General features: G+C 63.4%; 19 protein-coding genes and 2 pseudogenes. 2 read left to right on the forward strand and 19 right to left on the reverse strand.

Annotation, left to right across the window (positions count from 1 at the left end):
- Positions 1-52: 52 nt before the first annotated feature.
- From OB916_RS12795 to OB916_RS17040, 8 genes and pseudogenes are all read right to left on the reverse strand, one after another.
- Entirely contained in the window at positions 53-538 is a 486-nt protein-coding gene (locus OB916_RS12795; protein ID WP_315909685.1) for a PTS fructose transporter subunit IIB, read from the reverse strand.
- Positions 535-2,229 carry a phosphoenolpyruvate--protein phosphotransferase gene (gene ptsP, locus OB916_RS12800; RefSeq protein WP_315909686.1) on the reverse strand — a complete coding sequence of 565 codons (1,695 nt, stop codon included), beginning with the start codon at positions 2,227-2,229 and terminating at the stop codon, positions 535-537. The genes OB916_RS12795 and ptsP overlap by 4 nt, the downstream gene beginning before the upstream one ends.
- Complete coding sequence (locus OB916_RS12805; RefSeq protein ID WP_315909709.1) at positions 2,222-2,497, reverse strand: HPr family phosphocarrier protein; 276 nt, start codon at positions 2,495-2,497, stop codon at positions 2,222-2,224. The genes ptsP and OB916_RS12805 overlap by 8 nt, the downstream gene beginning before the upstream one ends.
- On the reverse strand, positions 2,497-2,961 hold the full coding sequence (locus tag OB916_RS12810; protein ID WP_315909687.1) for a PTS sugar transporter subunit IIA: 465 nt from the start codon (positions 2,959-2,961) through the stop codon (positions 2,497-2,499). Before OB916_RS12810 ends, OB916_RS12805 begins: the two co-directional genes overlap by 1 nt.
- A 24-nt stretch (positions 2,962-2,985) precedes the next feature.
- Positions 2,986-4,176, reverse strand: coding sequence for a PTS fructose transporter subunit IIC (locus OB916_RS12815; protein WP_315909688.1), 1,191 nt, complete (start codon positions 4,174-4,176; stop codon positions 2,986-2,988).
- A 161-nt stretch (positions 4,177-4,337) separates the two neighbouring features.
- A complete protein-coding gene (pfkB, locus tag OB916_RS12820; protein WP_315909689.1) occupies positions 4,338-5,264 on the reverse strand; it encodes a 1-phosphofructokinase in 927 nt (308 codons plus the stop codon).
- A 2-nt stretch (positions 5,265-5,266) separates the two neighbouring features.
- A complete protein-coding gene (glpR, locus tag OB916_RS12825) occupies positions 5,267-6,028 on the reverse strand; it encodes an HTH-type transcriptional regulator GlpR (protein ID WP_315909690.1) in 762 nt (253 codons plus the stop codon).
- Positions 6,029-6,234: 206 nt separating this feature from the next.
- A pseudogene (locus OB916_RS17040) lies at positions 6,235-7,590 on the reverse strand (RNA-guided endonuclease TnpB family protein).
- Between the two features lie 44 nt (positions 7,591-7,634).
- On the opposite strand from OB916_RS17040, the pseudogene tnpA reads away from it, so the two are divergent.
- Positions 7,635-8,042, forward strand: a pseudogene (tnpA, locus tag OB916_RS12835) (IS200/IS605 family transposase).
- A 97-nt stretch (positions 8,043-8,139) separates the two neighbouring features.
- Here tnpA and pfkB (OB916_RS12840) read toward each other — a convergent pair.
- From pfkB (OB916_RS12840) to OB916_RS12885, 10 genes are all read right to left on the reverse strand, one after another.
- A complete protein-coding gene (pfkB, locus tag OB916_RS12840) occupies positions 8,140-9,051 on the reverse strand; it encodes a 1-phosphofructokinase (protein WP_315909692.1) in 912 nt (303 codons plus the stop codon).
- Positions 9,052-9,216: 165 nt separating this feature from the next.
- A complete protein-coding gene (locus tag OB916_RS12845) occupies positions 9,217-10,197 on the reverse strand; it encodes an isocitrate/isopropylmalate dehydrogenase family protein (protein ID WP_315909693.1) in 981 nt (326 codons plus the stop codon).
- Positions 10,198-10,352: 155 nt separating this feature from the next.
- Positions 10,353-10,814: a NuoI/complex I 23 kDa subunit family protein gene (locus OB916_RS12850; protein ID WP_229122713.1), complete on the reverse strand. Its 462-nt coding sequence runs from the start codon at positions 10,812-10,814 to the stop codon at positions 10,353-10,355.
- A gap of 28 nt (positions 10,815-10,842) precedes the next feature.
- Positions 10,843-11,901, reverse strand: a complete 1,059-nt coding sequence (locus tag OB916_RS12855) for a complex I subunit 1/NuoH family protein (RefSeq protein ID WP_315909694.1) — start codon at positions 11,899-11,901, stop codon at positions 10,843-10,845.
- Positions 11,901-13,583: an NADH-quinone oxidoreductase subunit D gene (locus tag OB916_RS12860; RefSeq protein WP_315909695.1), complete on the reverse strand. Its 1,683-nt coding sequence runs from the start codon at positions 13,581-13,583 to the stop codon at positions 11,901-11,903. The genes OB916_RS12855 and OB916_RS12860 overlap by 1 nt, the downstream gene beginning before the upstream one ends.
- A complete protein-coding gene (locus OB916_RS12865) occupies positions 13,580-14,278 on the reverse strand; it encodes an NADH-quinone oxidoreductase subunit B (protein ID WP_315909696.1) in 699 nt (232 codons plus the stop codon). The genes OB916_RS12860 and OB916_RS12865 overlap by 4 nt, the downstream gene beginning before the upstream one ends.
- Positions 14,279-14,280: 2 nt before the next feature.
- The gene (locus OB916_RS12870; RefSeq protein WP_315909697.1) at positions 14,281-14,688 is read right to left on the reverse strand and encodes an NADH-quinone oxidoreductase subunit A; all 408 of its coding nucleotides are present in this window, start codon (positions 14,686-14,688) and stop codon (positions 14,281-14,283) included.
- Between the two features lie 260 nt (positions 14,689-14,948).
- Positions 14,949-15,602, reverse strand: coding sequence for a 5-(carboxyamino)imidazole ribonucleotide mutase (gene purE / locus OB916_RS12875; RefSeq protein ID WP_315909698.1), 654 nt, complete (start codon positions 15,600-15,602; stop codon positions 14,949-14,951).
- Positions 15,603-15,653: 51 nt separating this feature from the next.
- Complete coding sequence (locus OB916_RS12880) at positions 15,654-15,782, reverse strand: hypothetical protein (protein WP_315909699.1); 129 nt, start codon at positions 15,780-15,782, stop codon at positions 15,654-15,656.
- 109 nt (positions 15,783-15,891) lie between these two features.
- Positions 15,892-18,465, reverse strand: coding sequence for an efflux RND transporter permease subunit (locus tag OB916_RS12885; protein WP_315909700.1), 2,574 nt, complete (start codon positions 18,463-18,465; stop codon positions 15,892-15,894).
- 167 nt (positions 18,466-18,632) lie between these two features.
- Here OB916_RS12885 and OB916_RS12890 point away from each other — a divergent pair, with 167 nt between their 5' ends.
- Complete coding sequence (locus tag OB916_RS12890; RefSeq protein WP_315909701.1) at positions 18,633-19,439, forward strand: TrmB family transcriptional regulator; 807 nt, start codon at positions 18,633-18,635, stop codon at positions 19,437-19,439.
- 32 nt (positions 19,440-19,471) lie between these two features.
- Here OB916_RS12890 and OB916_RS12895 read toward each other — a convergent pair whose 3' ends face one another.
- Complete coding sequence (locus tag OB916_RS12895) at positions 19,472-20,041, reverse strand: winged helix-turn-helix transcriptional regulator (RefSeq protein ID WP_315909702.1); 570 nt, start codon at positions 20,039-20,041, stop codon at positions 19,472-19,474.
- Positions 20,042-20,057 lie beyond the last annotated feature (16 nt).

The raw sequence follows: 20,057 nt of genomic DNA on the forward strand, positions 1-20,057 counted from the left end.
GGTGAGGTTTGTGACCGCCAGCGGAGACCGCAGAAACGAAATCCGAACGCGATCAGGAGAACAACTGTTTGATCTTTCCGAGGAGTCCCGTGCTTTCGGAGCGATCACTGCTAGCAGGGGGCTCGGACTCCGTATCCGCATCTGCTTCGGCCGAAGTCTCTTTCTCGGGTTCGATCGTCGCGGCTTCCGACTCCGTCGTCTCCCCTTCCTCCGACGTCGTCTCAGCTGTGTCGCCTTCGGCCTTCTCAGCGGCCTGCTGCAGCAGATCCTCGGCTTCGTTGATCGCGTCTGCGACGGGCGCTTTGACGACCGGTTTCCCCTCGAAACGATCACGACTCACCGATGTGTCAGCCGCGATGATGACCGCGTCCGCCTCGGCGATGTCTTCGCCCGTGAGTTCGTTTTCGGCCCCCATCGCACCCTGGATCTCAACGGTGATCTCGTGCCCGAGCGACTCCGCTGCCTGCTCAAGCCCCTCTGCACCCATCTGGCTGTGCGCGATGCCTGTCGGACATGACGTGACTGCGACGAACTTCATGTGTTATCTGTTAACATTTGAGTTACTTGGTCTTTGGTGCTCGCTGCCAGCGCCTGTTCCGCGAACTCTCGTGCGCCTTCCGTGTCGATATCGACGATGTTTGCTTTCACGTCCGGGATCGTGACCGCACTCATGCTCAGCTCGTCCAGCCCCAGTCCGAGCAGCAGTTCGGTCAGCTCGGGGTCGCCGGCCATCTCGCCGCACATCCCGATCCAGGCGTCGCCCGCGTGGGCCGCATCGACGGCCTGGTCGATCGCGCGCAACACGGCCGGATCGCGCGGATTGTGGAGGTGCGAGACGGCCTCGTTCTGTCGCGAGGCGGCCATCACGTACTGGGTGAGATCGTTGGTCCCGATACTGAAGAAATCGAGTCGCTCGGCTAGCTGCTCGCCCATGAACACCGCGGCCGGCGTCTCGATCATGACCCCGAGCTCGGGCACCTCGTGATCGACGTCTTCATTGTCTAACTCCGCCCGGACGTCTTCGATCACGTCGAGGCTCTGCTCGACCTCCTCGACCGTCGCGACCATCGGGAACATCACGGCCAGGTCGCCCTCGCCCTCGGCACCCGCGCGCAACAGCGCCCGCAGCTGCGTTCGGAACAGCTCCGCGTCAGGCCCGAGCGACCGGCGGATCCCCCGCGTGCCGAGGAAGGGGTTCTCCTCCTCTTCAGCGTCGATGTAGGGGATCGGCTTGTCGCCGCCGACGTCGAGCGTCCGCACGACGACGCGCCCCTCGGGGAACGCGTCCAGCGCCTCGACGTAGGTATCGAGCTGTTCGGCCTCGTCCGGTGGCGTCTCCCGGTCGAGGAACAGGAACTCGGTCCGGAACAGGCCGACTGCATCGGCCCCCTGGGCGACTGCGCCCTCCAGCTCCGCGGCAGTGCCGATGTTGGCCGCGACCTCGACGGGCTCGCCGTCCGCAGTTTCGACTCGTTCGGTACGGATCTCGACGTCGCGACCCTCGGCCGCACGCTCACGAGTTTCTTCGCTGGGATCGACGATCACCTCGCCGGCTTCGCCGTCGACAGCGACTTCGGCGTCGGCCTCGATCTCCAGCAGTTGCTCGCCGACGCCGACGACAGCAGGGATCCCGATCGAGCGGGCGAAGATCGCCGCGTGGGAGGTGCGTCCGCCCTTCGCGGTCGCGAACCCGGCCACGCGTTCGGGATCGAGCTGTGCGGTGTCGCTGGGGGTGAGCATCTCCGCGAGCAGGATCGTGCCCTCGGGGAGTGCCGACAGATCGAGGCGTTCGGCGTCGGTGGCGATCCGGAGCAGCCGATCGCGGATGTCACGCAGGTCGTCCGCGCGTTCGGCCATCCGGCCGCCCGCCGCTTCCATCTGCTCGATCGCGCCCTTGAAGCCCTCCTGGATGGCATGGTCGGCGGGCAACCCCTCGTCGATGGCGTCCTCGACGGCACCGGTGATCTGCGGGTCGTTCAGGAACTGCAGGTGGGCGTCGAAGATTTCGGCTTCTTCCTCGCCGACCTCCTCGGCGGTCCGGTCGCGCTCGGCCTGCAACTCCTCGCGCGCCGTGCCGAGCGCGTTCGAGAAGCGATCGTGTTCGGCGTCAGCGTCGACGTTCTCGGACGCGGGCGGCTCCGGGAGTTCGACCTCCTGATCGTACCAGATGACCGTCCCGACACCTGACAGCGGCGTGACGCCGATCCCCTCGAGCCGCCGCTCACTCATCGTCGTACTCTCCTTCCGGCGTCGAGAGTACTTCCTCGAGCGCGTCCAGTGCCGCCTCGGCGTCGGGTCCGTCGGCGATCAGCCGAACGTCTTCGCCCTGTTCGGCGGCCATGCTCGATACTGCGAGCATGCTGCGCGCGTCGACGGGCTCCGCGCCGTCGGTGGCGATCTGCAGCTCGGACTCGAACTCGTTGGCCGTCTCGACGAGTTTCGAGGCGGGTCGAGCGTGCAATCCTGCTTCCGGGACGATGGTGACGGTTCGTTCCATCATGTTATAGCATTCGTCAGGACGGTCGTTACCTCTTTCGGCGAATCGGCAGTGTGTAAGTCCTCGCGCACCTCGTCGTTCATCAGCGCTCGCGACAGCGAACTCAGGATCTCGAGGTGTTCGGAGTTCCCCGCTTCGGGCACGAGAATCATGAACAACAGCGTCGCCGGCTTTCCGTCCGGAGCGCCGAAGTCGACACCATCGCTGGAGCGGGTGAACGCGACGGTCGGCTCGATCGCACCGGCTGTCTTGGCGTGGGGGATACCGATCCCCTTGCCGACGCCCGTCGAGGTCTCCTCCTCGCGGGCGAGCAGGTCTTCGAGCGCCTGTTCGCGGTCGCTCACGCGACCGGCCTCGACGGCCAGATCGAGTAGATGTTCGATGACGGCGCGTTTGTCTGCGGGCGGTTCCTCGAGAGAGACGAGATCCGGCGAAATAACGCGATCTACGGTTTCTTTATCCATTGTTTGAAATCAGAATAACTGTGTTTAGTCCGCGGTCGTGGTTTCGGCGGCGGTCTCCGTTTCCGGCACGTGGTCGGGTTTGAGCAACGTAACCAGCACGCCGGTGACGATAGTACCGACCGCGATACAGCCGAGGAACGCGAGCGGGCCGGGGATCGCGCCGCCACCTCTGGCCAGCGGGAGGACGAAGATACCGCCGTGGGGAGCAGGCATTCCGACACCCAGTGCCATCGCCAGGGCACTCGCGGTCGCACTACCAACCATTAGACTCGGAATCACCCGGCCGGGATCCGACGCGGCGTACGGGATCGCCCCTTCAGTGATGAACGAGAAGCCCATGACGGTCGCGCTTTTCGCGTTCTCGTACATCTCATCGGGGTACTTGTGCTCGGCCAGGAAGTTCGACAGCGCCATTCCCAGCGGTGGGGTCATCCCGGCAATCATCACGGCGGCCATTGGTCCGTAAATCTGCTCGCCGACCAGTCCGACCGAGAAGACGTACGCGACCTTGTTTACTGGACCACCCATGTCGAAGGCCATCATTGCCCCGAGAATCGCCCCAAGGAGCGCTGCTTGTCCTACCGTACCTGCCCCGGCGGCGTTTTCCAGGCCTTCGAGCCACCCAGTCAGTTCAGCGTTGGCGATCGCGACCGGTACGCCAACGGCGAACAACATCACGGGCAAAAGCACGGCCGTCGTCGCGACTGGAATGATCAGCACCGGCATCATCGGCTGTATCGCGTTCGGTACGTCCAGGTTCTTGAACCACAGGGCGACGTACCCCGCGAGCAGCCCGGCGATAATCGCACCGAGGAACCCCGCTGCAGCGCCGCCGTCACCGGCTGGTAGGCCCAGCACCACGTTCGCTTCGGCGAGGACGCCGCCCTGCTGAATCAGGTACGATAGCAGGAAACCGGGTGCGAGACCCGGGCGGTCCGCGATAGCGTAGGCAATGTACCCCCCGAGTATCGGGATCATTATCTCTAGGCCGAGACCACCCATCTGTCCCAAGAACCACGCGAGTGTTCCCCGCGCGCTCTCTTCGAACATCGTCTCTACGGTCGTCCCCGAGAACGGCAGGGACGCCCACGCGAACCCGAGTGCGAGGAAGATCCCGCCGATCGTCACGAACGGGATCATGTACGATACCCCAGTCATCACGTCGTCTTTGAGCGACGTGAGTTTCGATCTGAAGTCGCTGTCTGTGCTCGACATGCTACATCATGATCGATGAACGTCTTGTGAAAAGTAATCTTCGAATGTGATTATTTCGTTTTGTTTAATTTGATATTATATGAGTTTCGATCATGATAGCACAACATTGCGGGGTAGTAACAGAGGATTATCAACAGCGAAGACGGTGCCAGGACTGGCGATCAGTCTGATGCCAGCGGAACCGAACGAACGTCGACCTCGTCCCGGAGCGACTCCAGATCCTCGAACGACGGCGGGCTCGTGCCGGCAGTCGCGACGACGCGACCGGCGACGGCGATTCCGGTCTTCAGGGCTTCACGCTCGCTCAGACCCCGTTCCAGCGCCGAGAGGACGCCGGCGAAAAGCGAGTCGCCCGCACCGACGGTGTCGATCACTTCCGTGTCGACGGCTTCGGCGTACAGCGAGACGTCCGGGGTGACCAGTACCGCACCCTCCGAACCGAGCGACGTGACGACGCGGTCGTACCCCCGATTCAGCAGCTCCCGGGCTGCCATGACGGCGTCGTCGACGTCCGCTATCTCCCGGTCGACCGCCGCTGCCAGCTCCTCCTCGTTGGGCTTGCAGGTGTCGTACGCCGCCGCAAGGTTCGTCAGCATCTTGCCGCCGACGTCGACGTCGGTCTTCCAGGGGCCGGCCCGGGCGATCCGGTCGATCGCGTCCGGACCGATCCCCGGCGGAAGGCTCCCCGCGACAGCGACCCGATTCGGACGCAGTGCCTCGATCCACTGGAGTAGTTCGTCGACGGCCGCCTCGGTCGCTTTCGGGCCGTTCTCGTTGAATTTGTACTCACCGTCCGCGGTGAGGATCGTGGTATTCACGCGAGTGGGTGCCGGGACGTCGACGAACGTCGTCTCGAAGGGTTCATCGGAGAGCTTCGACCGGATGAAGTCACCAGTGAACCCGCCCAGTAAACCGGTCGCGACGGTGTCCGAGTCTAGCGCAGCCAGGTACTGCGAGACGTTGATCCCCTTCCCGCCAGCGTCGAACTGCCCCCCCTCGGTGGCCCGATGAACCCGGCCGACTTGCGGTGACTCTTCGATGCGTAACGTGTGGTCGACTGCCGGATTGAATGTGACTGTTAGTATCATGGTTATCTCGTGACGGTGATGGATACGTTCGCGCCATCTAGTTCGCTGCGCAGCGACGCCGGCGGATCCTCGTCGGTGATCAACAGATCGACGTCCTCAAGCTCCGCGAACTGCGCGAAACTCCGCTGTCCGAACTTCGAGGCGTCGGAGACCAGTATCACCCGCTTGGCGTTTTTGACCATGAGGGACTTGATCTCGGCTTCGTCCTCGCTCGGGGTCGTTAGTCCCGCGTCGGGTGAGATCCCGTTAGTCCCCAGGAAAACGAGATCGAAGTTCGTCCGGTGCATGAACTGCTCGGCGGTCGGGCCGACCAGCGCGTGGGTCTTCCCGCGGAGCGTGCCCCCGGTCAGTTTCACCTCGTCAGCCGTGGTCACGAGCTCGTCCGCCAGCAGCGGCGAGTTCGTCACCGCGACGTAGGACCTCTCCTCCGGCATCCGTTTTGCGATCTGCATCGTCGTCGTCCCGCCGTCGAAGAACGCGATCTCGTCTTCCAGAACCTCCTCGATAGCACGATCGGCGATAGCCTGTTTGCTTTCGAGGTTCCGTACCTCCCGCTGTCTGTAGGACTGTTCCGCCCCGACCTTATCGACCGGCACGGCACCACCGTGTGACCGGTCGATGAGCCCCTCCTGTTCGAGCGTAGTGAGATCGCGGCGGATCGTCGGCTTCGAGTATTCAAGCTCCTCGGCCAGCTCAGATACCGAACAGCCACCGCGTTCGTTAACGATGTCTACGATCGTCCGCCGGCGTTTTTCCGGGAGCATATCTATCTCGCGTATAATCACCCGTAACTACCGAACGGATTTACTTTTTTCCTTCGTATCTGATTGTTTTCTATCGCGAGACCGCTATTCTTCGCCGGTCCGATCACGAAGAGTCGAAAATCGGGCTACTCTTGACGGAGAGAGTGTCAGCGAGAATGGCTAGTAAACAGCCTCGGGCGCGGTGGCCCGAGGCTTTTGTAGTTCCCTCAGCCGTGCGCTAGCACTCCCTGCTCGGCAAGCGAGCGGGATGAGGTTGGGCGGCTTACACGCCCCGACCCGGACAGACGCACCAACCGAACCTGCGGCTGGGTTTTGTGAGTCCGGTAATTCGTCGTGTTACCGTCGAGTTTCGCCGTCTCGCGCCACGCGATGTTCACCGACGCATTCCGGTCGGCGTGGTCTTGTGCCACATCACACTCGTCGTTCGTACAGCGGAACCGACGCCCCTGCCGACTGCCGCGTTCACCACAGCACGAACACGTCTTTGAGTTGTAGTACGCGTCCACTGTGTCCGTAGGAATCTCCCGCCACGTCGCCTTGTACGAGACGAACGTCTCGAACTTGTGGAACGGCAGTTTGTGCAATCGACGGTTCATATATGACCCGTACTGCATTCCTTCGCGGATACCGCTCATATCCTCGAACACGATAACCGGGTTCGAGAACTGTTCTGCGAACTCTACGACAGCACGGGAGAGCCGATGCAACACCCACTCGGTGAATCGTTCCTCCTTGTCACCGAGCCTGTGGTGGATGCTCGTCTTGCCGTGTTCCTGACAGCGAGTGGTGATGGTGTGGTAGCGTTGGCGTTCTTCCTTGACCCGTCCGTAGTCGAGGATGAGTGTGCCCTTCGTACGCATTGTATCGCGGTCGAGGGCGGTGAGAGCAACGTTACGCTCGTTGATGTCCACGCCGACCACAGTATCAGAGGTGTCGGGTTTGGGCACGTCGAACTCTCGTGTGACCGTGACGTGTAGGTAGTACACGCCATCGCGGTATCTCGAAGTGCGGAGCACTTCGATGACTCGTCGAAAATCTTCGATTTTCGAGACAGGAGTTCGGCCTGCCCCACATCCACCTCATCCGACGTGATAGCGTCCCGAAGTTCGTTCATCGCGTCCGGTTCGCCACGAAGATGCCCCCTCACCTTCTTGTAGGGTTTCGGGCTGATGCGGAACTGGACGCGGTTCGTGTCATCATCTACGGTGAGGCGGTAGCCTTCCGTATGTGCCATCACGAGCGGATACGCACCAGATCTGTCCGTACTCGGCGGCGTCGGCTTCCCTCCGTCAGGGTCGTCTTGGTTCTCCCACCACTCTTTGAGGGATTGATAGGAACCCCACGTTTGGAGGGCTTTGCCGACGACTGCACACTTGTTGTTCCGCAAGAAGTCGTCGCGGTCAACCTCCTTCTGTATCTCGGTGCGATTGTACCCTTGTTGTTTGAGGCGGATGGTGTCGTTGAATATCTCGCGTGAGGCGAGGCGGGCGTCGTGAAGCCACGACCGTTCACCAGACTATGTGAAGGCGCGTCTGAATCGTCTTCGTGGCTTCCTCACCCATATTTTGACAATCGTTCTAACTCATCAGAAATATATGGATTAGGGATGGAAGAGTTCCGCAGTCACGCGCATTCGGTTAGTTCTTGCAAGTATCACTTCGTGTGGTGTCCCAAGTACCGCCACCCGGTTCTTGATGTAGTGAAAGACGATGTGCGAGAGTTGTTTGGTGAGACTGCTGACCACTTCGGTCACGAGATTCTGGCGCTGGAGATTGCAGACGACCACGTTCACCTGTTTGTCCAGTGTGACCCGAAGCATAGTCCGGCTGACATCGCTCGGCAGTTCAAGTCGTATTCGGGTAAGCACTTGCTGGAGCGGTATCCCGGAATTCGAGAGTCGTATTTCTGGGGTGGCGGATTCTAGAAGGTTGGGTACTACGTGGGAACGACGGGAGCGGTGTCGGAAGAAGTGGTTGAGCGGTATATCGAAGAGACGGAACACACGCCGGAGTGACGCGCTTCACCCCCGCCCACAGGGGGCGGGGAACTCGCGCTGCCTTTCGTTAGAGGGCAGTATCGGACCGATACTCGGGAGTCGCCAGATGAGAGTATCAACCACGAAGCGTCCAGACCCGGACGTCGTCCATCAGTTCCGTCGGATCGAGGTTCCTGACGCCGGTCCCGGAGTGGCCGACGACCGTCGCCGAGGTCGCCACGCCGGCGCGCAGCGCCTGCTCGTCGTCCCAGCCCTGTTCGTAGGCCCACATGACGGCGGCGAACATCGAGTCGCCGGCACCGACGGTGTCGACGACCTCGACGTCGAGTGCGGGCGCGTAGAGCGTCTTCTCGGACGTTACCATCATCGCACCCTCCGCACCGAGCGACGCGATGACGCGCTCGAACCCTTCGCTCTGGAGCTGCCTGGCGGCTTCCGCACAGTCGTCGATGTCCTCGACTTCGATCCCGGTCGCCTCTTCCAGTTCGACCTCGTTGGGCTTGACGTACTCGTACGTCCCCTCGAGTGCCATCATGTCGTCGCCGTGGATGTCGATCGCGGTGTCCCAGTCGCCGGCGCCTGCGAGTCGGTCGATGTCTGCCGGCTCCATGCCCGGCGGGAGGCTCCCCCCGACGTTGACGATCGAGGGATCGTACTCCCGGAGGACAGCGACGAGTTCATCGATGACCTCTGAGTCGACCTCGGGACCGGACTGGTTGAGTCGGTACTGGTGATTCGGCGCGAGGATGGCCGTGTTCATCCGGGTCGCTTCCTCGACCTCACAGAAGTCCGTCGGGACGTCGAACGACGCGAGATCCTGTTTGATGAAATACCCGGTAAAGCCGCCGACGATCCCGGTCGCGACCGTCTCGTCGCCGAGTGCCGTCACGAATTGCGAGACGTTGATGCCGTTCCCGCCGGAATCGAACCGCGCACCGGCCGAGCGCTGGACGGCATCGGCCTCGAGCGGTTCGTTCATCTCGATAGTCTGGTCCACTGCCGGATTTGGTGTTACTGTCAGTATCATGGCTCTCGACACGCCGTCATACGGACTGCTGTGCGTCTGTCCTGTACCGATCACACAGTTGTGGATCGTCGCAGTAGATCGGTACAGCAGTCCGTATCACACGGCGCGGTCTACTAGCCGGCATTGACTCACCGAGGCTTCATAAACGGGTCGGTCCGGAGCGCTCTACAGGCGGTCGATGACAGCCGCCGTGAACTCTTCGGTCGAGGCGTCACCGCCCAGATCCGGGGTGTGTGGCCCCTCATCGAGGACCGTCTCGACGGCGTCAGTCACGCGGGCCGCCTCGGCGTCGTAATCCAGGTGGTCGAGCAGCATCGCAGCCGAGAGGATCATCGCCGAGGGGTTAGCGATTCCCTGCCCGGCGATGTCGGGAGCCGAGCCGTGGACCGGTTCGAACAGCGCGTTGTCGTCACCGACGTTTGCGCTGGGCAACAACCCGAGCCCGCCGACGAGCCCGGCTGCCAGATCCGAAAGGACGTCGCCCGCGAGGTTGGGCGTGATGATCACGTCGTAGTCTTCGGGATACATCACGAGTTTCATCGCCAGCGCGTCCATCAGTTCGGTGTCGTAGTCGGCGCCACGCTCCTCGGCGACCGCTTCGGCGGCTTCGAGGAACAGGCCGTCGGTCTTCTGCATCACGTTCGCCTTGTGTGCGATCGTCACGTTGTCGTAACCGTGTTCCTCGGCGTACTCGAAGCCGTACTCGGCGATCTTTCGGGAGGCCTCGCGCGTGACGACGCGGGTCAGCGTGGCGACGTCGTCGGTGAGCTGACTCTCGATCTGGGCGTAGACGCCCTGGGTGTTTTCGCGGATGAAGACGATGTCCGTGTCCGGTTTGACTGCCTCCAGACCGGGATAGGCTTTCGCCGGACGGACGTTGGCGTAGGAGCCGACGACCCCACGGAGCGGAAGGATGATGTCGGCCGCGCGCTCGCCGGCCGCACCGAACAGCGTCGCGTCGGATTCCCGTGCGAGTTCGACCGTCTCTTCGGGCAGCGGTTCGCCGGTTTCCTCGGCGACGTGGTCGCCGGCTTCCCCTTCGCGGAACTCGAAGTCGACGTCGAGGGCGTTCAACACATCGACTGCTGCGGGCGTCACTTCCTGGCCGATCCCGTCCCCGGGTATCACCGCGATCTGGTGACTCATGGATCCAGTTCGCGCGGGCGACGAAAAGAGCATGTCGATCCACCTTTTTCTTCGTCGGGTGGCTCACTTCGCTCGCCACCGCTCCTCGAAAAAGCTGGACCAAAAATCTCGACCTCACTTCGTTCGGTCGAGGTCAAACAACCGGTTTACCGCTCTTACTGATAGTCGACTTCGCCTTCGCCTTCACCGATCCACGCACCACGGTCCGGTTCGCGTGCCTCCAGCGGATCGATGTCCTTGTACCACGGAACGTTCTTGAGCTGTTCTTTGTTGTAGGCGAGTTCGTCTTTCGTGTCGGCGGTGAACTCGAAGTTCTGGGTCAGCAAGATTGCGTCGACGGGGCAGACCTCCTCACAGAGACGACAGTAGATACACTGCCCGATGTGGAGGTTGTACTGCTCGCCGTTGCGCTGGTCGTCCTGAACGATCTGGATCGTGTCGTTCGGACAGACGCTCTCACACTGGCGACACCAGATACACCGCTCCTGACTGAACTTGTGGACCCCGCGGAAACGAGGGCTCACTTCGGGTGTGTCTTCGGGATACTCGACGGTAAAGGTCTGGCCGTCGAGCGCGTGTTTCATCGTCGTTGCCATCGATTTGAGCAGTCCGATCATTGGGAATCACCGTGGGTTACTCGCGCCGTCATACACCGACCACCCCGACGATGACGGCAGTCAGGATCAGGTTGGCGAAGCTCAACACGAGCAGTCCCTTCCAGCCGATCTCGATGAGCTGGTCGATGCGAACGCGCGGGAGCGCCGAACGCGCCCACTGCGTGAACAGGAAGACAGCCCAGATCTTGATGGTGAACCAGACGATCCCGGGCAGGATCGGGCCGGCCGGACCGCCGAGGAACAGCGTGGCGATGAGCGCACCACCGAGGAAGATGTGGATGAACTCGCCCAGGTAGAACAGCACGAAATAGACGCTGGAATACTCCGTCTGGTAGCCTGCGACGATCTCCGTCGGCGCTTCCGGGATGTCGAAGGGATTGCGTCCGACTTCCGCAAGGTTCGCGACGACGAACAGCGCGAACGCGAACGGGTTGAGGATGCCGAACCACGTGGGGATCGCGACCGGTCCGAGCTGGAGGAGCGTCTCCTGCTGGGCGGCGACGATCTCGCTCATCTGGAGGGTCCCCGCGAAGATGACGACCGACGCACCGGTCAACACCAGCGGGATCTCGTAGGCGAGGTTCTGCGCGACCGCACGCAACCCGCCCAGGAACGAGTACTTGTTGCTCGACGAATATCCGGCCATCAACAGCCCGAGCGAAGCGATCGAGGCGACGGCAAAGACGTAGGCCAGGCCGACCTCGGGGTCGGCAACCTGGATGCCGTTGCCCATCGGGATGACCGCGAACCCGAGCAGTGCCGAGCCGGCGAGCACCAGCGGCGCCAGATCGTAGGCCGGCCGGTCGGCGTCTTCGGGGATGATCAGCTCCTTGCTGAGCAGGCGCACCGAGTCGACGATGATCGTCCCCAGACCCCACGGGCCGACCCGATTGACCGAGATCCGGTCGGTGAACGAGGCCGTGATCTTCCGTTTGGCCCACGGGCCGGCGACGGCCGTGTTCAGCAACACGAACGTCCCGACCAACCCCGCAGCGAGCAATCCGGCGAGGAACTCCCCGGCGACGCCGAACTGCTCCAGCCCAAGCAGATCGGAGAACGTCTCCGGAAGGGGCGCCGACTCGACCATCAGCGATCCACCTCCCCGAGCACGATATCGAGACTCCCCAGCGAGGCGACCATGTCCGGAATGTACTCGCCTTCACTCATCTCCGGCAGCGTCTGGAGATTCGAGAAACACGGCGAGCGGATCTTGAAGCGAGCGGGCTTGTCGGTGCCGTCGCTGCGCATGTAGATCCCGAGTTCACCTTTCGCCCCCTCGACGGCTTCGTAGACCTCTTTGTCGGCCTCGGGCCGCAGCGTCCGCGGGACGTTGGCCTGGATCTCGCGGTCGTCCTCGGGCCAGTCTTCCAGCAGGTCGACACACTGGCGGATGATCTTCGCCGACTCCTCGACTTCGCGCATGCGGACGAGCACGCGCGAATAGTTGTCACAGCCGTCTTCGGTGACGACGTTCCAGTCGAGTTCGTCGTAGTAGCCGTAGGGGTCGTCCCGGCGCAGGTCGTAATCGACGCCCGACCCGCGGAGGACGGGTCCAGTCGCACCGTAGTTCTTCGCGACCTCCGGCGGGAGGATTCCAGTGTCGATACACCGCAACTGGAAAATCTCGTTTTCCGTGATGAGGTTGTGGTACTCCTCTATGTACTCCGGCAGTCCGTCGAGGAACTCGCGGATCTTCTCGAAGAACTCCTCGCGAGGTTCGGGCACGTCCCAGGAGACCCCGCCGAGCCGGAAATAGTTGAACATCAGTCGCTGGCCGGTCAGGTCTTCGAGGATATTCTGAACGGCCTCGCGGTCCCGGACCGCGTACATGAAGATCGCGTTGAAGTCACCGTAGACGTCCAGCCCGAAGGTCCCCAGCGCAAGCATGTGCGCGGCGATACGGGTCAGCTCAGCGCTCATCGTCCGCAGGACCTGCGCGTATTCGGGCACCTCGATGTCGGCCATCGACTCCGCCGCGCGGGCGTACGCCCACTCGTTGAGGATCCCGCCGGGCGTGTAGTCCCACCGGTCGGGATAGGGCATGATCTGGTGACGGTAGGTCGACTGCTCGCACATCTGCTCCTCGTTGCGGTGGAGATAGCCGATGTCCGGGTCGATGTCGGCGATCTGCTCGCCGTCGAGCACCGTCTTCACGTGGAGGACGCCGTGGGTCGCGGGATGGTGCGGACCGATGTTGACGAACATCGTGTCCGAATCCTCGCCCGCACTGTGGTCCTCTGCGAGGGGATTGACGTGCTCGCGCAGCGGTACGACCTGTGGCTGGTTCTGGTTGTAGTCTTTCCCCATCGGATGGCCCTGCCAGGTCTCCGGGAGGAGGATCCGGCGCAGGTCGGGGTGGTCGTCGTACTCGATGCCCACGAGGTCGTAGGCCTCCCGTTCGTGCCAGTCGGCTGTCCGGTAGACCGATTCTGCACTTTCCGAGACCGGCTCGTCCTTGTTGGCGGGGACGACGACGCTCAACTGCTGGGTCGGGTCGTCGAACTTCTTGAGGTGATAGATCGACTCGTAGCGGTCCTCGTACTCCTGGGCCGTGACCGCCGAGCAGTGATCGAAACCGGCCTCCTCTTTTAGCGCCGAGAGAGTATCCTGGACCGCGTCGGGACGGATCACTAGCGCCTCGGCGTTGACGTGGCTCTCGCGGTCGATGACGTGCTCGGAGACCAGCTCCTCTAGCGCGTCGTAGTCGAGTCCGTCTTCGGTGACGCCGACTTCGTCCGGGGCGTCCGGGACGGGTTTCTCCAAACTCATGGTTGCTCAGTCCAGTCGTATCGCATGACGAGGTCGTCCTCGTTGATCTGATCGGCCAGATGCTGTACGAGTTCGTCCCGCTCGAGGTCGCCGAACTCCTCGAGTTCGTACGGTTTGACCGTCACTGGTGCAGTCTCGCCGTGGGCGATCCGCTCCTGAAGCTTGGCGACACCGTAGATCAGCGCCTCGGGACGGGGCGGACAGCCCGGGACGTGGATGTCGATCGGAATGACCTCTTCGGCCCCCTTGATGACGTTGTACCCCTCCTGGAAGGGACCGCCGGAGATCGTACACGAGCCCATGCCGATGACGAACTTCGGCTCGGGCATCTGATCGTAGATGCGCTTCATCCGCGGGGCGAACTTCGAGACGATCGTCCCGGGGATGATGATCACGTCGGCCTGCCGCGGCGACGCCCGGGGCACGCCCGCGTGGAACCGGTCGAGGTCGTGTTTGACCGAGTAGGTGTGCATCATCTCGATGCTGCAGCAGGCGATCCCGAACTGCAGCATGAACATCGACGACCCGCGAACCCAGTTCATGAACTTGTCGAACTTCGTGAGGATGAACGGCGACGTGCCGAAGGCATCGCGCAACTTCGAGTTGAACCGATCGTCGACTCCCTCGCCCATCCGCGCTTCCTGGGTTGATTTCCCGCCTGTACCGTCTCCCTGTGGTGTCTGTTCACTACTCATGGTTACCGTTCGACCTTCTGACGCTGTGCCCGCGGGCTCCGCACCCACCGGACTGCGCCGTTGCGCCACGCCCAGCCGAGGCCCACGACGAGAATTCCGATGAACACGAGCATCGGAACGAGCGCTCGTGTCATCCCGACAGCCTGGACAGCGTCGTTATAGATGACAGTCCAGGGGAAGATCAGGACGGTCTCGATGTCGAAGACCACGAACAGCAGCGCAACCATGTAGTACTGGATGTTGAATCGAATGCGCGTGCCGCCCGTCGGGATCTCCCCGCTCTCGTACGTGGCGCGTTTGCTCAGTTCTGGGACGCGCGGACGAAGCAATGCCGAGACGACTATCATCGCCACCGGGATGAGAATCGCCACTGCCGCCAGCGCGCCGATCGCGATCCACGGATTGCTCATAAGACTCCTGATCACCGCTTGGGAGCGGTTGCATATAAGGATTCAGTGTTGCCGTTTTCGGCAACGCTGACCGTTTCTCGCTCGTCGTCACGTCTCTCAGTGCTCCGTCTTGAACCCCGGCGTCCCGAGCTCGTGTACATCAATCTTTTCCTCCTCGGGTATCCTCGCTCTGCTCGCTGATCGCTTCGCTTCTGCTCGCGACGCTGCGGGTACCGCTCGTCGAAAAACGTGGGCGAAAAACCCGCTCGCTTCGCTCGCGGTTACTCCTTCCAGTACTCCGTCTTGAACCCCGGCGTCCCGAGTTCGTGCAGGTTCCGGGAAACCTCACCGACGCTTTGCTGCAGGTCTCGGTGATAGTCCACGAGCCGTTCGCGGAGTTCGGGATGCTGTCGCGAGAGGATCTGGACGGCGCTCAGCGCGGCGTTGAACGACTTGCCTGCGTCGACCGCGGTGATCGGGGCGCCCTGTGGCATGCCGATGACGCTGTCGACGGACTTCTCCTGGACCGGCACACCGATCACGGGCAGCGGATAGGCGATCGAGGCGGTCATGTTCGGCAGGTCCGCGGACTTGCCGCCCGCTCCCGCGATGATCACGTCCAGGCCACGGTCCTCCGCGGTCTCGGCGTAGGCGTACATCAGTTCGGGCGTGCGATGGGCGGAGACGACGAACGTCTCGAACGTGAACCGCGCCTCGGGGGCGTCCGTGTAGTCGGTTTGCTCCTCGAAGCCGAGTTCCTCAGCGAGGGCGGCGTACGCACCGGGTCGTTTGCCCTTGCCGCCGGCCATTGTCGGCAGGTCCGAGTCGCTGCCCATCACGATGCCCACGTCAGGCGTCTCTTCGTCCGGAAGATCCATCTCGGCTTGCTCGTGTAACTGGTCGATCAGCGACTGGACGCTTTCAGGAGTCGTCATGTGCGAGGGTGAAAGCGGCACTGCCTAATATTGAGGGGATGTCGAGATCCTCTACGCGCCGAGATGGTCGCGAATCTCCACTCTCCAGAGCATCACGGTCGCGGTCCCGACCGTCTCGGCGAGCACGACCGCGAACACCGACGCCGACAGCGACACGACCGGGCCCGCATCCAGGCTCATCGCCGCGTACCAGCCGGTCGCGCCGGTAGCCAGCGCGACACCCGCAACGATTGCGAACGCACCACCTCAACAGAATCTTCCGGAGCGACTCGACCGCGTGCTCGTAACGTCAGTCCGGGAGCGACCGCTCGCGCACAACGAGCAAGCCCGGTAACATCGTGACCACGGCGACGAACGCGAAGATGATCGCCAGTCCTGTGACGATTCCGAACCGCTGTAGCGGCGGCGAGAGGGCAAAGGCGAGCACGCCGAAGGCCGCCGCAGTCGTCGCGGCACTGGCCAGGAGTGCTCCACCAGTGCCGGTGATCGTCCGGTTCAGTGCGGACGCGAGGCTTCCGGCGCGTTCGCGTTCGGCCATGAATCGCTCGCTCGCGTGGATACTGTAGTCGACGCCGAGCCCGATCGCGAGGCTCGTGATCACTGCCGTCTCGCTGTTGAACGACACGCCGAGTACCGACATCGCCCCGAGAAGCCAAGCCAGCGCCACCACGACCGGCAGGAGCGCCACGGGCCCCAGCGACCACGAGCCGTACCGGACGCGGAACAGCGCCGTCAGGAACAGCAAGATGACCACGAGCGTTACCGCAAAGGCCTCGATCAGCGTCTCCAGTAACGCGTCCTGGATGACTGCCGTCGTGACGGTCCCGCCGGTCGCCACGGCCGTAATCTCGGCCGCGCCGCCGCTGGCGTCGACAGCGCCGCGCTCGATCTGCGTTGCGAACGTGCGCGTGTCCTCGGCGATGGTCTGGGCCGATTCGCTGGACCGAACCGACAGCAAGAGACGTACAGACGTGACGGTCCCGTCCTCGTCGCGACTCAGGACCTCGCTCACAGCCTGCTCGTCGGCGTCGAACAGTGCCGCGTAGACCTCGGCGACGTTTTCGTCAGGCAACCCGTCGCCGTCCGTGTCGTACTGATCGACCAGCGCGGCGAACGCCTCGTCGTCGTCGGCCACCGCACGAATGACCGTGTGTGGCCCCTCGATGGCCGCTGTGCCGCCTGGCCGGAGCTGGATAGCACTGTCCGGATCGACGCCGGTGCCAGCGTCATCCATCGCAGCGAGGACGGCGCCGTCGGTCACGTCGCCGCGTATCAGTATCTGGGACTGGCCCCCCTCACCCCGCAGCCGGAAGTTGTCGCTGAGATACTCGAAATCGTCGGCGATCGTGTACGTATCCGGTTCCAGCGGTCCGGGCAGGTATCCGGCCCAGTCCGGGGCGTCCCGGGGCAGGAAGTCTGCCTCGTTGAATTCCGTATCGATGGTCGTCGCGCCGTAACCGCCCCCGGCCGCGAGCAGGAGCGCGACGACGACGATCGCGACGGGCGCACGCGTGGTCAGTGCCCCCAGCCGTTCGAGCACTGTATGAGCGAGCCCGCTCTCGACGCCGAACGCCGGTTTGTCTCGACTTCGGCCGAGCCGGTTCTCGACGAACGAGTCGACCTCGACCTTCAGCGCCGGCAGGAACACGCCGAAGGCAACGAAGGTCGCGAAGATGCCGCCCGCGCTGAGGACCGCGAAGTCCTGAATCGCGGGGAGCGGGCTGACGATGTTCGAGAAAAAGCCCACGCCTGTCGAGACGGTCGCCGCCGCCAGCGCGAGAACGACGCTGCCGAACCCGAGTGCCATCGCCGCCCGGACAGAGAGGCTGCTCCCGTCGCCGTTCTGGACGTCGAGCGTTCCCCGGCGCGCTTCGCGATAGCGCATGACGACGTGTAACGCGTAGTCGATGCTCAGCCCTATCAAGAGGAAGGGGACGGCGATGAGGATGACGTTCATCGGGATCGCGAGCCAGCCCATGATCCCCGAAAGCCAGGCCATCACGACCGCGATGCCGACGAACGCCAGCAGGATATCCAGCAGATCCCGGTAGGTAATTCCGAGGACGAAGACGATCAGCGCGAGCGCGAACGGCGTGATGATGGCGAAGCTGTCGCCGATCGCGCGCGTCGAGGCGTCGTCCTGGATCCCCTGCCCGAAGACGAACGCGTCCTCGAAGCGCTGGTCGAGCAGGTCGGCGATCTCGACCTGTGCGTCGTAGGCAGCCTGCGGGTTCTCGTCGGGACCGCTGTCGTCGACCTGCAGCAGCAGCGTCAGCCGCGCCTCAGCGCTCGTGTCGCCCGGGTCGTAGCTCCGGGGCAGGAAAGCGTACGGATCCTGCTCGCCGGGCAGCTCGGCATTCGGGTCGAGCACTTGCGCGAGCAGTTGCTCGAACGCCGCCTGATCGAGCCCTTCGAGGGCCGCGATCTGACGGTCAAGCGACGGCGTTCCCGTCGGCGGCTGGCCGCTTTCGGAGTCGGCGTGGACGGCGGCGGTCGCGACGACGTTCTCGATGCCGACCATTCCCTGCCCGGACAGCGTCGCGTTCAGATTCTCGTCGTCTCTGACCTCGCGCTGGAGATACAGCCCCTCCAGAAGCGACTCCCGCGTGAGGACGTCACCGCTCTCGTTGCGGACGACGATCTGTGCGACCACGCCGTCGTCGTCCCCGTAATTGTTCTGGACGAACTCCTGGGCCTCCGTCTCGGGCGAGTCGATCTCGAACTGGCCGACACCCGAACTTCCGGCGCCCCCGAGCGCGGCACCGGCCGCGACGACGACCGTCAGCACGATCACGGCGAACACGACGGCTTTGCTGTGGGCCGCGATCCAGTTCGCGTACCGACGCGAGATCGACCCGGCCATTTTAGATCCTCGCTCCTCGCGGGTTCTGGCTGCTCATACGTGTCCAGTAGCCACGATCAACTTAAGTGTTTGTAGATTCCTACTATATTTGCAGCCAGTCGTGTGCGACAGCCGGAGCGAGCGGGCACGGTGATAACGCGGGAGCTGGACATCGGAAAGAACCAAACATGAGCCGGGACAACGCGACGGCAATGAGCGAACGCGAGGCAGCCGAGGCGCTGGAGACGCTGGGGCTGTCGAACTACGAGGCGCAGGTGTTCGTCACGCTCCAGCGACTCGGGGGAGGGACTGCCCAGGGGGTGAGTCGCCACTCCGAAGTGCCGCGGTCGCAAGTCTACGGGGCCGCCGACGATCTGGCCGAGCGCGGCCTGCTGGAGGTCATCGAGTCCTCGCCGAAGACCTACAGGCCGGTCGAGCTCTCGACTGCCCGGCAACTGCTCACCGAACGGCTCGAACGCGAGACGACTCGCGCGTTCGACACCCTCGAGGAACTCCGCGCCAGCGACCGCTCACCGACCGGTGGCGACGTCGCGACGCTGCGGGGCAGACGGCCGATCGACGATCGGATCGCGACGCTCGTCGCCGACGCTGACTCGACGGTGGTCTTCGTCTCGCCGACCGCCGAGTCGTTGGCCGAGACTATCGCGACGGCGCTTCGGGACGCCGCCAGTTCGGGCGTCTCTGTGACCGTCGTCACGGCCGAACCGTCGCTGCGCGACCGGTTTGCTGGCACCGAAATCGACGTGTTCGTCATGTCGGAGGACAACCCGGCGGACTTCGCCGGCCGCGCGCTCATGGTCGACGACCGGACGGTCCTGCTGGCCGCCGAGACAGATTCCTCGCCGGTCGAAGAAGAGGCGCTGTGGACCGGCGACTCCAGCATTGGTCGAATTCTCGCGGCGTTTATGCGCTCCGGGATGGAATCCGGGCGCGAACGTCACCGGGGCGGGCCGTCCGGACACGAGCGACAGTAGTCAGGTCGGATGAAACGTCGTGGCCGTCCGCGTTACTCCTCGCCGTCCTCGCTCGCGTCCTCGACCGAGATCGTCACGGGTTCCTCTGTTTCGTCCTCGCTCTCACCGAGGTGTGAATCGAGGTTGAACACGGTGTTGAGTTGCTCCTGCACGTCGTCGACGACGTCCGAGACGAGGTCACTCGGGGCCATCGCGCTGTACTCGTAGGGGTTGTTGCCCGCACCGCCGCTCTCGCGTTTGCGCCGCGTGACTTTCTCTTCCTCGTGGAGTTCTGCCAGCGCCTCCCGGACCGTGCTCGGATACAGACCGGTCCCCTCGGCGATCTCCTCGCTCGTGCTGTGGGGATGCTGGCGGAGGTGGACGTAGATCCGCGCGCGCGTCTCGGTGTCGAGCACCCACGCGAGCAGGTCGACCAGCCGGTCGTCGAACTCCTCTACAGCCCGGTCGGCTTCCTCTTCGAGCCGATCGCGGACGCTCCCGTCGTCCTCGACCGTGACTTCGACGGCCTCGCCGCCGTCTTCCGTGTCTTCGGTTTCTACGTCGACCGCTTCTCCGTCCGTTGCGTCAGTCTGCTCGTCGTCTGTGGTATCGTCTGGTGACATTCGTCGTTTCTACGAG

It is taken from the genome of Halapricum hydrolyticum, from assembly GCF_025517535.1.
Taxonomy (GTDB): domain Archaea; phylum Halobacteriota; class Halobacteria; order Halobacteriales; family Haloarculaceae; genus Halapricum; species Halapricum hydrolyticum.